Source organism: Sphingomonas sp. SP6 (genome assembly GCF_058313435.1).
Genome location: NZ_JBZFLG010000004.1, coordinates 173,422 through 186,372, shown reverse-complemented (window position 1 = coordinate 186,372; position 12,951 = coordinate 173,422). Strand labels below are relative to the sequence as shown.

At 67.9% G+C, this 12,951-nt stretch carries 12 protein-coding genes; 6 read left to right on the top strand and 6 right to left on the bottom strand.

The annotated features are described in order from the left end of the window. Positions 1-58: 58 nt before the first annotated feature. The 3 genes from AC4GYY_RS14345 to AC4GYY_RS14335 all read left to right on the top strand — a co-directional run bounded on the left by AC4GYY_RS14345 (position 59) and on the right by AC4GYY_RS14335 (position 3,046). Complete coding sequence (locus AC4GYY_RS14345) at positions 59-1,090, top strand: DNA topoisomerase IB (RefSeq protein ID WP_491121536.1); 1,032 nt, start codon at positions 59-61, stop codon at positions 1,088-1,090. A 9-nt stretch (positions 1,091-1,099) separates the two neighbouring features. After that, complete coding sequence (locus AC4GYY_RS14340; RefSeq protein WP_491121534.1) at positions 1,100-2,296, top strand: mechanosensitive ion channel family protein; 1,197 nt, start codon at positions 1,100-1,102, stop codon at positions 2,294-2,296. 72 nt (positions 2,297-2,368) lie between these two features. After that, a complete protein-coding gene (locus tag AC4GYY_RS14335) occupies positions 2,369-3,046 on the top strand; it encodes a DUF2490 domain-containing protein (protein WP_491121533.1) in 678 nt (225 codons plus the stop codon). Between the two features lie 15 nt (positions 3,047-3,061). On the opposite strand, the gene AC4GYY_RS14330 is transcribed toward AC4GYY_RS14335, so the two are convergent. Next, positions 3,062-3,874, bottom strand: a complete 813-nt coding sequence (locus AC4GYY_RS14330) for a COG4705 family protein (protein ID WP_491121532.1) — start codon at positions 3,872-3,874, stop codon at positions 3,062-3,064. 42 nt (positions 3,875-3,916) lie between these two features. Beyond that, positions 3,917-6,886, bottom strand: a complete 2,970-nt coding sequence (gene putA, locus AC4GYY_RS14325) for a bifunctional proline dehydrogenase/L-glutamate gamma-semialdehyde dehydrogenase PutA (protein WP_491122009.1) — start codon at positions 6,884-6,886, stop codon at positions 3,917-3,919. 150 nt (positions 6,887-7,036) lie between these two features. On the opposite strand from putA, the gene AC4GYY_RS14320 reads away from it, so the two are divergent. The 3 genes from AC4GYY_RS14320 (at position 7,037) to AC4GYY_RS14310 (ending at position 9,519) form a co-directional block, all read left to right on the top strand. Further along, the gene (locus tag AC4GYY_RS14320) at positions 7,037-7,471 is read left to right on the top strand and encodes a MaoC family dehydratase (protein WP_491122008.1); all 435 of its coding nucleotides are present in this window, start codon (positions 7,037-7,039) and stop codon (positions 7,469-7,471) included. 43 nt (positions 7,472-7,514) lie between these two features. Then, positions 7,515-8,693, top strand: a complete 1,179-nt coding sequence (locus tag AC4GYY_RS14315) for an acetyl-CoA C-acyltransferase (protein WP_491121531.1) — start codon at positions 7,515-7,517, stop codon at positions 8,691-8,693. A gap of 349 nt (positions 8,694-9,042) precedes the next feature. Next, on the top strand, positions 9,043-9,519 hold the full coding sequence (locus tag AC4GYY_RS14310; RefSeq protein ID WP_491121529.1) for a pyridoxamine 5'-phosphate oxidase family protein: 477 nt from the start codon (positions 9,043-9,045) through the stop codon (positions 9,517-9,519). A 50-nt stretch (positions 9,520-9,569) separates the two neighbouring features. Here the strand turns inward: AC4GYY_RS14310 and lpdA are convergent, their stop codons facing one another. Genes lpdA through AC4GYY_RS14290 form a run of 4 tightly spaced genes read right to left on the bottom strand, consistent with a single transcriptional unit; the run spans position 9,570 to position 12,940 of the window. Further along, on the bottom strand, positions 9,570-10,970 hold the full coding sequence (gene lpdA / locus AC4GYY_RS14305) for a dihydrolipoyl dehydrogenase (RefSeq protein WP_491121528.1): 1,401 nt from the start codon (positions 10,968-10,970) through the stop codon (positions 9,570-9,572). A gap of 27 nt (positions 10,971-10,997) precedes the next feature. Next, complete coding sequence (locus AC4GYY_RS14300; protein WP_491122007.1) at positions 10,998-11,327, bottom strand: acyl-CoA thioesterase; 330 nt, start codon at positions 11,325-11,327, stop codon at positions 10,998-11,000. A gap of 40 nt (positions 11,328-11,367) precedes the next feature. Next, positions 11,368-11,580 carry a hypothetical protein gene (locus tag AC4GYY_RS14295; protein ID WP_491121527.1) on the bottom strand — a complete coding sequence of 71 codons (213 nt, stop codon included), beginning with the start codon at positions 11,578-11,580 and terminating at the stop codon, positions 11,368-11,370. A 1-nt stretch (position 11,581) separates the two neighbouring features. Further along, positions 11,582-12,940, bottom strand: coding sequence for a pyruvate dehydrogenase complex dihydrolipoamide acetyltransferase (locus AC4GYY_RS14290; RefSeq protein WP_491121526.1), 1,359 nt, complete (start codon positions 12,938-12,940; stop codon positions 11,582-11,584). Positions 12,941-12,951: the final 11 nt, after the last annotated feature.

Below are 12,951 nucleotides of genomic sequence, written 5' to 3'. Positions count from 1 at the left end.
CCCGTTCCGGAACCCTGCGACCATCCGGGCATTCGTCCCGCCATCCCGAGGAGCCCAGATGGCGACCACCCGCATCGTTTATTCCGACGACAAGAAGCCCGGCATCAGCCGCAGGAAGATCCGCGGCCATTGGGCCTATTTCGCGCCGGACGGCGAACGGATCACCGACCGCGACGAGATCGACCGGCTGAACGCGGTCGGCCTGCCGCCCGCGTACCGCGACGCCTGGTTCTGCCCCAAGCCCAATGGCCACATCCAGGCGATCGGCTGGGATGAGAAGGGGCGCAAGCAATACCGGTATCATGTCGGCTTCCGCGAGCAGCAGGAAGCGGCGAAGTACGAGAAAACCGCCGAGTTCGGCCGCGCGTTGCCCAAATTGCGCAAGAAGGTCGCGGCCGACCTGCGCAAGCGCGGGCTCAGCAAGGACCGCGCCGTCGCCGCCGTGGTGCGGCTGCTCGACCAGTCGCACATCCGCGTCGGCAACGAGGATTACGTCAAGCAGAACGAAAGCTACGGCGCGACGACGCTCCGGACGCAGCACGGCCGCGTCAAGGGCGACACGCTGAAGCTTCGGTTCAAGGCCAAGTCGGGCAAGACCTGCGACATGGCGGTGACCGACCGGTCGCTCGCCCGCTTCGTGAAGGCGTGCGAGGACCTCGACGACCAGCATCTGTTCGCCTGGCTCGACGAGGCGGGGGAGGCGCACCCGGTCACCTCCTCCGACGTCAACGACTATATCAAGCGCGCGACCGGCGGCGACTTCACCGCCAAGAACTTCCGCACCTGGGGGGCCAGCCTGCTGGCGTTCGAGGCGCTGGTCCGCGCCGATTCGTCGCTGACGCTCAAGCAGCTGCTGGAGCCCGTGACCGCGCGGCTCGGCAACACGCCCGCGATCGCGCGCAAGAGCTACGTCCACCCCGACGTGATCGATCTGGTCAAGCACGACCAGTCGGTGTTCCGCCGCGCGCTGAAGCTGCCGCGCAAGACCTCGGCGTTGTCGCGCGAGGAACGCGGACTGATCGCGTTTCTGGAACGCAACGTCGTGCCCGAGGCCAAGGTTCAGGCGCGCGAAGCCGTCAAGGCCGCTTGAGGCGATTCCATGAGCGCCAAGACCAAGACCCCCGCCCCCGCCCTGCCCGACGTGTCGTTCAGCGACGTCCGGCAACAGACCTTCGACCTCGCCCGCTCAAGCATGGTCTGGCTCCAGCACCACTGGCTCCAGATCCTGATCGCCCTCGCGGTCGGGACGGGGATCGCGCTCGCGTTGTTCGCGGCGCGACGCCTGGGCGAGCGGCTCGCGTGGCGGAGCAAGTCGGGCAAGGGCTGGCCGGCGATCATCGGCAACTCGATCCGCAAGACCAACGGCTTCTTCATCGTGACGCTCTCCGCTCGGCTGGTCTCCGGCTATGCCGGGCCGCCCGCGGAAGTCGCGCAGACCATCACCTTCCTGTTCACGATCGCCAGCGTGTTCCAGATGGCGGTCTGGGCGCGCGAGATCATCCTGGGCGCGATCGAGCATCGCACCCGCGCGGAGCATTACACCGGCGAGGCGCTGGTGACCGCGATGGGGCTGATCCGCGTCCTCGTCACCTTCGCGGTGTTCGCGATCGCGTTCATCGTCGTGCTCGACAATCTCGGGGTCAACGTCACCGGGCTGGTGGCCGGGCTGGGCGTCGGCGGCATCGCGATCGGCCTGGCCGCACAGGGCATCTTCGCCGACCTGTTCGCCGCGCTCGCCATCATCTTCGACCGGCCGTTCCGGCGCGGCGACCAGATCAGCTACGACAACACGCAGGGCGCCGTCGAGGCGATCGGGCTGAAGTCCACCCGCATCCGCGGGATCATGGGCGAGGAGCGGATCATCTCGAACAAGAACCTTCTCGACAAGGAAATCCAGAACAACACGAAGCGCGAGCGGCGGCGGACCAAGTTCACGCTCGGCCTGGCGTACGAGACCCCGGTCGAGGTGCTCGAACGCTTCCCCGACACGGTGAAGGCGATCGTCGAGGCGCACGGCTTCACCTACATCCGGTGCGGCTTCTTCCAGTTCGGCGGATCGACGCTCGATTTCGACATCGAGTTCGACAGTCTGTCCGCCGATTTCGCCGCGGCGTTCGAGGGTCGCCACAAGGTCGGGCTGGCGATCCTCAGGAAATGCAACGAGGAGGGGATCGTCATCCCCTATCCGACCCAGACGACCTACACCGCCGCCCCCGACGGTCGGTTGATCATGCCCTATCCCGAACCGCAGCACGTCGAGGTCCGGAGCGACGAACCGCCCTCGTCCGGCGATTGATCAGGCATCCTTTTCGGATAAGGTCGGTTACAGGGGCGAAACCGCCGGACACGCTGGACAGGGAGCGGCGCAATGAAGGCTTGGGGAATTGCGATCGCCGCCGCGGCGGCGCTTGCTCCGGTTGCGGCCTTTGCGGACGACGATCCGCAGGAGTGGACGACGCTCGCCGCGACGGTGAAGCTCGACGATCACTGGCGCGCGCAGGAGGAGCTGGTCTTCCGCTTCAGCGACAAGCGCCAGGGGCTGTACGAGATCGAGAGCAACACGCTGATCGGCTATGCGCTCGACAAGCATATCACGGTTTGGGCAGGCTACACCCACGATCCCCAATATACCGCCGACGACTTCACGGTGATGGAGCGCCGCGCGCGCGAGCAGGTGACGTTCGACAACATCGCCAAGGCGTTGGGCGGTTCGATCTCGGCGCGGATGCGGCTGGAGACGCGCTGGCGCGAGGGGATCGACGGCACGGCCTGGCGGCTGCGCCCTTACGTCAAGTTCACCCGTCCCTTTCACGAGGGCGGCAAGACCTCGCTGGTGCTAAGCCACGAGAGCTTCATCGACCTCAACTCCACCACCTTCCAGCGCAAGGAAGGCGAAGAGCGGATGCGCAACCTGATCGCGATCTCGACCAAGCTCGACAGGCATACGACCGCTGAGTTCGGCTACCTCAACCAGCAGAACTTCGTCGACACGGGCGAGGCCGAGGACGACCATGTGCTGAGCATCAGTCTGTCGGTCGCATACTGAGGGCGCTGCCGCCCTTCAACGAGAACGACGAGGAACGCCTTCCGGGTGTTCACCCGCACGCGGTCTGGTGACCAGGATCAGCAGCACGATCGCGCCTGCAAGCGCCGCCGTCGCGAGCGACCTGCTCAGCTCGAGCCCGCCCTTCGCCACCGGCTTGTCAAGGACGTCGCCGACCGTGGCGCCGAGCGGGCGGGTGAGGATGAAGGTCGACCAGAACAGCAGGACGCGCGACACGCCGGTCGAGACATAAAGCGCTGCCAGGACGGCCAATGCGCCGCCGAACAGCAGCGCCGCGCCGCCGTACCCGAGGGGGCCGTCCGCGACCCAATCGCCCAGCGCGGTGCCGAGCGTCTGCGAGATCGTGATGGTGCCCCAGTAGAAGGCCTCCGCCCGCGCGCTCTCGATCCGACGAACGTCGATCGTGCCGAGCGCGCGCCACCAGCTGAACAGCGAGAGCAGCACCAGCCCGAACAGCAGGAGCGAGCCGCCGGGATAGCCGAGGCCGATGGAGCGGGTGACGAAATCGGCGAGCGTTGTGCCCGCCGTGGTCGAAGCGATGATCGTCGCCCAGTAGAGCCAAGGATTGAACCGGCGCGCCCTGATCTGCAACGCGACGAAGATCGCGAGCAGAACGCCGAACAGCGCAGTGCCGACGAGATAGCCGTTTACTCCTGCAGCGCCGGCGTCGGGCGTCGTCTCGCCGAGCCAGCTCATGCTCACCGCATCGCCGCCGGTTTCGCCCAGCGTGGTCGCGAGGATCTTGATGATCCAGAAGGTCAGCGTCACCGCCGGGACCTTGCTCGTTCGCGAATGATCCCGATCGTTCATCATCAATATCCTCGCGCCCAGAGCCCGGTTCCCGCCGTGTCTTCAAATCCCGCCTTCGTCGAGGCTGAGCAGCGTCGCATTCCCGCCCGCGCTGGTCGTGTCGACCGAGACCGCGCGCTCGGCGCAGAAGCGGTAGAGGTAGCGGGGGCCGCCCGCCTTGGGGCCGGTGCCAGACAGGCCCTCGCCGCCGAACGGCTGGCTGCCCACGACCGCGCCGATCATCGAGCGGTTGACGTAGAGGTTGCCGACCGCGGCCTCCGCCTCGACCACCTCGGCGGCGCGGGCGATGCGGCTGTGGAGGCCCATCGTCAGGCCGTAACCCTTGGCGTTGACGCGGGCGACGGTCGCCTCCAGCTCGCCCGCCTTCCAGGTGGCGACGTGGAGGATCGGGCCGAACCATTCGCGGTCAAGCTCCTCGACGCGGTCGAGCCGGATCAGCGTCGGCGGGACGAACAGGCCGTCGGCGGGGGCATCGACCGTTTTGACCCAGCGGGCGCGGGCAGTGTCGCGGTAGGCCATCAGCTTGTCGTAGGCGGGCTGGTCGATCACCGGACCGACGTCGGTGGCGGGATCGGCGGGGTCGCCGAGCGTCAACAGGTCCATCGCGCCGCTGAGCATCTCGATCAGCCCGTCGGCGATGTCCTCCTGCACGAGCAGCAGGCGGAGCGCCGAGCAGCGCTGGCCGGCGGAGCGGAAGGCGGAGGTGACGACATCCGCGACGACCTGCTCCGGCAGCGCGGTCGAATCGACGATCATCGCGTTGATGCCGCCGGTCTCGGCGATCAGCGGGACGATCGGGCGGTCGTCGTCCGCGAGCAGGCTGCGCGCGATCGTCTTTGCGGTCCCGGTCGAGCCGGTGAAGGCGACGCCCTGGATGCGCACGTCGGCGGTCAGCGCCGCGCCGACCTCCGGCCCGCCGGGGACGAGGATCAGCGCGTCCTCGGGCACACCCGCCTCATGCGCCAGCGCGACCGCGCGCGCGGCGATGCGCGGAGTCTGCGGCGCGGGCTTGGCGACGACGGTGTTGCCGGCGACGAGCGCCGCGACGGTCTGGCCGAGGAAGATCGCCAGCGGGAAGTTCCACGGCGCGATCGTCGCCCACACCCCGCGCCCCTCGATGTGGAGCGTGTTGCGCTCGCCGGTCGGGCCAGGCAGCTCGATCGGGTGAAGGTTGGCGCGGGCCTGCATCGCGTAATAGCGGCAGAAGTCGGCGGCCTCGCGGACCTCGCCGATGGCATCGGGGATGGTCTTGAACGCCTCCTGGACGCAGATCGCCATCAGCTCGTCGCGGTGTTGTTCGAGCAGGTCGGCGAGGCGGTCGAGCGCGGCGGCGCGCTGGTCGACGGGGGTGGACTGCCAGGCGGGGAAGGCGGCGTGGGCGCGGGTGATGGCGGCATGAACCCCGCTCGTGCCGAGCGCAGTCGAGGCACCGCCTGCGGCTTTTTCCTCGACTTCGCTCGGGACGAACGGTTTGGCGACTTTCGCGGCGATCGTCCGCAACACCGCCCGGTCGCTCAGGTCCAAGCCCATCGAGTTGCGATGCCCGTCGGCGGCGCGGAACAGGTCGACCGGCAGCGGAATAGCCGGATGCCGCGCGCCGCCGACCGCGGCGATCTTGGCGACCGGATCGGCGAGAATCTCCTCCTCGCTCAGCCGCTCGTCGGCGAGCTGGTGGACGAAGCTGGAGTTCGCGCCATTCTCCAGCAGCCGCCGGACGAGATACGCCAGCAGGTCGCGGTGCCCGCCGACCGGGGCGTAGATGCGGCAATGATAGCCGTTTTCGCGGACGAGCCGCTCATACAGGCCGTCGCCCATGCCGTGGAGCCGCTGGAACTCGAAGTCGCGGGCATTACCTGCCCATTCGACGATCGTGGCGACGGTCAGCGCATTGTGGCTGGCGAAGGCCGGGCGGATGTTCTCGGCGTCGAGCATGTCGCGCGCGACCGCTAGGTAGGACACGTCGGTCGCCGCCTTGCGGGTGAACAGGGGGTAATCCTCCAGCCCCTCGACCTGGGTGCGCTTGATCTCGCTGTCCCAGTACGCGCCCTTGACCAGCCGGACGTTCATGATGCGCCCGAGGTCGTTGGCCCATGCCACCACTGGCCGCGCGCGCTTGCCATAGGCCTGCACCGCCATGCCGAAGCCGTCCCAGCCCTTGAGGGCCGGCAGCGCGGCGACGGCGCCGATGATGTCGAGGCTCATCTCCAGCCGCTCGCTCTCCTCGGCGTCGACGGTGAGCGCGATCCCCTTCCCCGCCGCCTGCACCGCGAGCGCCTCGAGCATCTCGGTCAGCGCGGGGACGCACTCGTCCCATTTCGTCACCTCGTAACGCGGGTGGAGCGCGGACAGCTTGACCGAGATCGAATGACCCGCGGCGGGATCGGAGCCGACCGCGTCGATTGCGCCGACATAGGCCTGGAAGTAGCGTTCGGCGTCGCGGGTGGTGCGCGCCGCCTCGCCCAGCATGTCGAAGCTGGCGGTGAAGCCCGTGTTCTCGGGGCGGCGCATCCGGCGCATCGCCTCGTCGATGGTGCGGCCCATGACGAAGATCTCGCCCATCCGCTTCATCGCCGCGCCCACCGCCTGGCGGACGAAGGGCTCGCCCGCGCGGCTGATCAGGCGGCGGAGCGCCCCCCCGCCCTCGCCCACCAAAGCTCGGCCGATCACCAGCCCCCAGGTCGCGCTGTTGACCAGCGCCGAGTTCGACTGGCCGGCGTGCGCGCGCCAGTCGGCGTCGGTCAGCTTGTCGGCGATGAGGAGATCGGCGGTCTCCGGATCGGGCACGCGCAGGAACGCTTCGGCGAGGCTGAGCAGCGCGATCCCCTCCGACGAGTTGAGCCGATACTCCTGAAGGAACTGGTTGACCCAGCCGCGCGACTGCGCCGCGCGCAGATCGGCGAGCAGCCCGAGTGCGGTGTCCATCACCCGGCCGCGCGAGTCGGGGGTCAGCGCGGCGCGCTCGAGCAGCGGCTTTAGAACATCGGGTTCGCCGGCGCGGTAGAGGCGGCGCATGGATTCGCGAGGGTTGGAGTGGGGAGCGTCGGCCATGTTCATGCTTCCGGTTTCGTCGGGCTTGCGGGCGGGACGGACCCGCGCCTAGAGGGATGCCGAACGCCCTAGCGCGTCCCATGAGCCAAGGGGAATCCTGTGACCGCAGACGAGATGAAGGCGACGATCGGCAAGGAAAGCGTCTCCGACTGGGTCGAGGTGACCCAGGAGATGATCGACAAGTTCGCCGATGCGACCGGCGATCATCAGTTCATCCACATCGATCCCGAGCGCGCGAAGCAGACCCCGTTCGGCACCACGATCGCCCACGGTTTCCTCACGCTGTCGCTGCTGCCTTTACTGTCGGCGAAGAACCCGGACATGCCGCGGCTCGACGGGGTGAAGATGGGCGTCAACTACGGCGGCAACAAAGTCCGCTTCCTCGCGCCCGTCCCCTCGGGATCGAAGGTTCGGGGCCGATCGAAGCTGACTGAATTCGACGAGAAGCGTCCCGGCCAATATCAGTTCACCACCGAGACCACGGTCGAGATCGAGGGCTCGGAAAAGCCCGCGATGATCGCCGAATGGATCACCCAGGTCTTCACCTGAATCCCATTTCCGCCACCTTCCAGCTTGCGTCAGAGGACCCGTCATGCGCTCCGCCGTCATCGTCTCCACCGCCCGCACCCCGATCGGCCGCGCCTATCGCGGTGCGTTCAACAACCTGCCCACCCCGACGCTCGCCAGCCACGCGATCAAGGCCGCGGTCGAACGCGCGAAGATCGAGGGCGCGGAGGTCGACGACGTGCTGATGGGCTGCGCGCTCCAGCAGGGCGCCTCGGCGACCAACGTCGCGCGCACTTCGCTGCTGCGCGCCGGGCTGCCTGTCACCGTCTCGGGCATGTCGCTCGACCGGCAATGCTCGTCGGGGCTGATGGCGATCGCGACCGCGGCCAAGGAGATCATCGTCGACCAGATGGACGTGACGATCGGCGCGGGCGTCGACTCGATCAGCCTGGTCCAGGGTCCGAAGATGTTCGTCCAGCCCGATCCGGAGCTGCTGGCGCTCCACAAGGACATCTACATGCCGATGCTCCAGACCGCCGAGACGGTCGCCAAGCGTTACGGCATCAGCCGCGAGCGCCAAGACGAATACGGCTATCAGAGCCAGATGCGCACCGCCGCCGCGCAGGCCGCGGGCAAGTTCGACGACGAGATCGTCCCGGTCACCGCGACCAAGGCGAACGTCAACAAGGAGACCAAGGAGGTCACCTACGAGGAGGTGACGCTCGCCAAGGACGAGGGCAACCGCGCCGACACCACCTTGGAGGGGCTGCGCGCGCTCAAGCCGGTGCTGGGACCGGACCTCAACATCACCGCGGGCAATGCCTCGCAACTATCCGACGGCGCATCGGCGAGCGTGCTGATGGAGGAGAAGGTCGTGGCGGCGAAGGGGCTGACGCCGCTCGGCCGCTACGTCGGCATGGCGGTGGCGGGCACCGAGCCCGATGAAATGGGCATCGGCCCGGTCTTCGCGATCCCCAAGCTGCTCGAGCGCAACGGCCTCAAGATGGACGACATCGGGCTGTGGGAGCTGAACGAGGCGTTCGCGGTGCAGGTGCTCTACTGCCGCGACAAGCTGGGCATTCCGGACGAGCTGCTCAACGTCAATGGCGGCGCGATCTCGATCGGGCATCCCTACGGCATGTCGGGCGCGCGCATGACCGGCCATGCGCTGATCGAGGGCAAGCGCCGCGGCGCGAAATATGTCGTCGTGACGATGTGCATCGGCGGCGGCATGGGCGCGGCCGGGCTGTTCGAGGTGCTGTGAGGTTGAAGGTCGAGCGCCGATACGCTATGTGATGGTCGGCGATGTCATAGGCGCCTCTTGTGAGCCCCGGTTGTGTCAGCAGCCGGGGCTCAATTGCGTTTGGGGCCCGGGTGTCAGCCCGGACCCCGCCCGGCACCTACTTCCGGCTGACCTCGATGATCTTCACGACTAGGGTCGCGAAGGCACAAAGGCTGCCCAGAAACAGGCACAAGTCGGTGAATGTCATAGTTCACCTCTTGTTTGACGGCTGGATCGCCGCCGCGCGCGAACATGGCGGGAACGGTTCGCTTACGCAACCAACCCCCGCCCCCCTCGTTCTCCCGCCGAACCGCTCAAAGGAGAATGCCCGATGGCCGACAAGGACACCCCCCAAGAAGTCGCCGCGACCTTCCTGGCCAAGCTGAAGGACAGCCCGTTCGTGATGATCGGATTGAACGACGGCGAGCATTCGGAGCCGATGAACGTCAAGACCGACGACGATCAGCCGAACGCGCTGTTCATCTTCTCCGGTCACGACAATCGCATCGCGAAGGGTGGCCAAGCGATGGCGCAGTTTGTCGGCAAGGGGCACGATTTCTTCGCCTGCCTCGCCGGCACCGTTCGCCAGGAGACCAACCAGGCGACCTTCGACAAACTCTGGGACAAGCGCGTCGAGGCTTGGTTCCCGAACGGGAAGGCCGACGCGCGGCTCAACCGGTTCGATATTACCTCGGCGGAACTGTGGGAGACCGACGTGTCGGTCAGCGGACGGCTGAAGATGCTGTTCGGCGGGACGATCGATCCGTCGGAATCATCGAGTCACGCGGTCGTCGGCAGCGTCGCCTGACCTGATCGAGTAACGAGCCCCGCGGGAGCGATCCCGCGGGGCTTCGCATGTCAGATGTGCAGCGCGCGCCCGTAGGCGCCGAGCACGCTCTCGTGCATCATCTCGCTCAGCGTCGGGTGCGGGAAGACCGTCTCCATCAGCTCCGCCTCGGTCAGCTCGCCCGTCTTGCCGATCATATAGCCCTGGATCAGCTCGGTCACCTCGGCGCCGATCATGTGCGCGCCGAGCAGTTCGCCGGTCCTGGCGTCGAACACCGTCTTCACGAACCCTTCCGCCTCGCCAAGCGCGATCGCCTTGCCGTTGCCGATGAAGGGGAAGGTGCCGACCTTGACCTCGTAGCCTGCCTCCTTGGCCTTCGCCTCGGTCAACCCGACGCTGGCGATCTGCGGGTGGCAATAGGTGCAGCCGGGGATGTTCTTCGGGTCCATCGCATGCGGATGGCCGCCCGCGATCGCCTCGGCGGCCATGACGCCTTCATGGCTGGCCTTGTGCGCGAGCCAGGGCGGAGCGGTGATGTCGCCGATCGCCCAGACGCCGGCGACGTTGGTCCGACACATCGCATCGGTCTTGAGGAAGCCGCGCTCGTCCATGTCGACGCCGAGTTCCTTGAGCCCGATCTCGGCGGTGTTGGGGACGATGCCGATGGCGGTGATGACGTGGCTGAACTCGGACGTCGTCTCCTTGCCGTCCTTGTCCTTCACCGTCGCGGTGACGCCGGAGGCCCCGACCTTGAACCCGCCGACGCTCGCGCCGGTCAGGATCGTCATGCCCTGTTTCCTGAGGGCCTTCTCAAGGAAGGCGGAGACGTCGGCGTCCTCGACGGGGACGATCCGGTCGAGCATCTCGACCACGGTCACTTCGGCGCCCATGTCGTTGTAGAAGCTGGCGAACTCGATCCCGATCGCGCCCGAGCCAACGATCAAGAGCTTGGTCGGCATCTCCGTCGGGGTCATCGCATGGCGATAGGTCCACACCCGCTTGCCGTCCGCGGGAAGGTTCGGCAGGTCGCGCGCGCGCGCTCCGGTCGCGACGATGATGTTCTTGGCGGCCAGCTCGGTTGTCTTGCCGTCCGCAGCGGTGACGGTGAGCTGGCCTTTGCCGGTCAGTTTGCCGGTGCCCATGTGGACCGCGATCTTGTTTTTCTTCATCAGGTGCGTGACGCCCTGATTGAGCTGCTTGGCGACGCCGCGCGAGCGCTTCACCACCGCGTCGAGATCGGCGGAGATGCCGTCGGCCTTCAGCCCGTAATCCTTGGCGTGCTGCATGTAGTGGAAGATCTCGGCCGAGCGCAGCAGCGCCTTGGTCGGGATGCAGCCCCAGTTGAGGCAGATGCCGCCGAGCAGCTCGCGTTCGACGATCGCGGTCTTCAAGCCCAGCTGCGCCGCCCGGATCGCGGCGACATAGCCGCCGGGGCCGGAGCCGAGCACGATGAGGTCGTAGGTGTCAGGCATGTACGTCCGAAGTCCTTGAGACGAAGATCAGGATATAGGGCGCGGCCGCCGGGCTTCATCGATCGCGACGAAGACGAACTTGGCCTGGGTCACGCGGCAGCTCGCCTCCTCGTGCCGGCCGCGGCGCCACGCCTCGACGTCGATCGTCATCGAGGTGCGGCCGACCGCGACCAGATCGGCGTAGACCGAGACCTCGTCGCCGACCGCGACGGGGGCGTGGAACTTCATCCCCTCGACCGCGATCGTCACCGCGCGGCCGTGCGCGTGGCGGGCCGCGACCAGACCCGCGCCCGAGTCCATCAGGCTCATCAGCCAGCCGCCGAAGATGTCGCCGTATGCGTTCGCGTCGGCGGGCATGGCGGTGACGCGGATCGCCGGTTGGCGATCGGGCGGCAGTTCAGCCACGCCGCCGGTCCCGATCCGAGCGCCAGGCCTCGATCAGCTGCGGCAGCGTCATCAGGATCGAGGCGACGACGGTCACCGCGCCGACCCAGCCGATCGTCGCCCGGCCGGGCGGATAGGCGCCCGCCGCCTCGTGGAACGCGGCCGCGATCGCGACCGCCGCGGTCGCGGTGTAGAGCAGCTCCAGTCCGGTGCGGCGGTACGCCATGTCACGCGAGCATCCCGAGCGGGCTTTCGACCAGCGCCTTGAACGCGGCCATCAGCTCCGCCCCGTCGGCGCCGTCGATCGCGCGGTGATCGAAGCTGCCGGTCGCCGACATCACGGTGGCGATCCCGAGCGTGTCGTCGATCACCCAAGGCCGCTTCTCGCCCGCGCCGATCGCCATGATCATGCCCTGCGGCGGGTTGATCACCGCCTCGAACTGCTTGATGCCGAACATGCCCATGTTGCTGAGCGAGGCGGTGCCGCCGGCATATTCCTCCGGCTTCAGCTTGCGGTCGCGGGCGCGCGCGGCGAGGTCCTTCATCCGGGTCGAGATCGACGACAGCGTCGCGGTGTCGGCTTCGGTGATGACGGGAGTGATCAGCCCCTCGGGCGTCGACACCGCGACCGAGATATCGGCGCGGTGGAAGGTGATCAGCTGGTCGGGGGTGAACATGACGTTGCACTTGGGCACCTGAACCAAGGCGACCCCGAGCGCCTTGATCAGCAGGTCGTTGACCGACAGCTTGACCCCGCGCGGCTCGAGCGAGGCGTTGAGCTCACCGCGGAGCGCGAGCAGTTTGTCGAGCCGGATGTCGACGGTCAGGTAGATGTGCGGCACCTGCTGCTTGGACTCGGTCAGCCGCCGCGCGATGACCTTGCGCATGTTGCTGAGCTTGGTCGCCTCGTGCGGGATGCCGGGAATTTGGGCGGGCTTGGCGGGGGCCGGAGCGGCGGTCGGCGGAGCGGGAGTCTCGGCCCGCGCCGGAGCGGCCGCGCCGGGCTGGACGCCCTCGACGTCGGCCTTGACGATGCGGCCGTTCGGGCCGGAGCCGGTCACCGCCGCGAGGTCGACCCCCTTGTCGGCGGCGATCCGGCGGGCGAGCGGGCTGGCGTTGACGCGCTCGCCCGTCGGCTCGGCCGACGCCCCGGTCGGTGCGGCGGCGCGCTTTGCGTCCTGCTTCGCCTCGGGCGCGGGCCATTCCGACTTGATCGCGGCTTCCTCGTCCTGCTTCGGCGCGCTTTGGGGCGGCGCGCTCTCCGCCTTGGCGGGAGCGGCCTCGGCCATAGCCGGAGCGGCGGGCTTCGTATCCGTGCTCTTCGGCGAGGGAGCGGAGTCCTCGCCGTCGCCGTTCAGGACCATGATCACCGCGCCGACCTTCACCCCGTCGGTGCCTTCGGGCACCAGGATCTTGCCGACCGTCCCCTCGTCGACCGCCTCGAACTCCATCGTCGCCTTGTCGGTCTCGATCTCGGCCATGATGTCGCCGGACTTGACCGCGTCGCCTTCCTTGACGAGCCATTTGGCGAGCGTGCCCTCCTCCATCGTCGGCGACAGCGCGGGCATCTTGATCTCGATCGGCATGGGGGCTCCGG

What these genes read in the sequence shown, in the direction of transcription:
- AC4GYY_RS14295 (WP_491121527.1), bottom strand. Translation starts at nt 11,580, where the DNA reads ATGGCGTACCGCCGCACCGGACTGGAGCTGCTCTACACCGCGACCGCG.
- AC4GYY_RS14335 (WP_491121533.1), top strand. Translation starts at nt 2,369, where the DNA reads ATGAAGGCTTGGGGAATTGCGATCGCCGCCGCGGCGGCGCTTGCTCCG.
- AC4GYY_RS14340 (WP_491121534.1), top strand. Translation starts at nt 1,100, where the DNA reads ATGAGCGCCAAGACCAAGACCCCCGCCCCCGCCCTGCCCGACGTGTCG.
- AC4GYY_RS14330 (WP_491121532.1), bottom strand. Translation starts at nt 3,874, where the DNA reads ATGAACGATCGGGATCATTCGCGAACGAGCAAGGTCCCGGCGGTGACG.
- AC4GYY_RS14345 (WP_491121536.1), top strand. Translation starts at nt 59, where the DNA reads ATGGCGACCACCCGCATCGTTTATTCCGACGACAAGAAGCCCGGCATC.
- putA (WP_491122009.1), bottom strand. Translation starts at nt 6,886, where the DNA reads ATGCGCCGCCTCTACCGCGCCGGCGAACCCGATGTTCTAAAGCCGCTG.
- lpdA (WP_491121528.1), bottom strand. Translation starts at nt 10,970, where the DNA reads ATGCCTGACACCTACGACCTCATCGTGCTCGGCTCCGGCCCCGGCGGC.
- AC4GYY_RS14310 (WP_491121529.1), top strand. Translation starts at nt 9,043, where the DNA reads ATGGCCGACAAGGACACCCCCCAAGAAGTCGCCGCGACCTTCCTGGCC.
- AC4GYY_RS14320 (WP_491122008.1), top strand. Translation starts at nt 7,037, where the DNA reads ATGAAGGCGACGATCGGCAAGGAAAGCGTCTCCGACTGGGTCGAGGTG.
- AC4GYY_RS14300 (WP_491122007.1), bottom strand. Translation starts at nt 11,327, where the DNA reads ATGCCCGCCGACGCGAACGCATACGGCGACATCTTCGGCGGCTGGCTG.
- AC4GYY_RS14315 (WP_491121531.1), top strand. Translation starts at nt 7,515, where the DNA reads ATGCGCTCCGCCGTCATCGTCTCCACCGCCCGCACCCCGATCGGCCGC.
- AC4GYY_RS14290 (WP_491121526.1), bottom strand. Translation starts at nt 12,940, where the DNA reads ATGCCGATCGAGATCAAGATGCCCGCGCTGTCGCCGACGATGGAGGAG.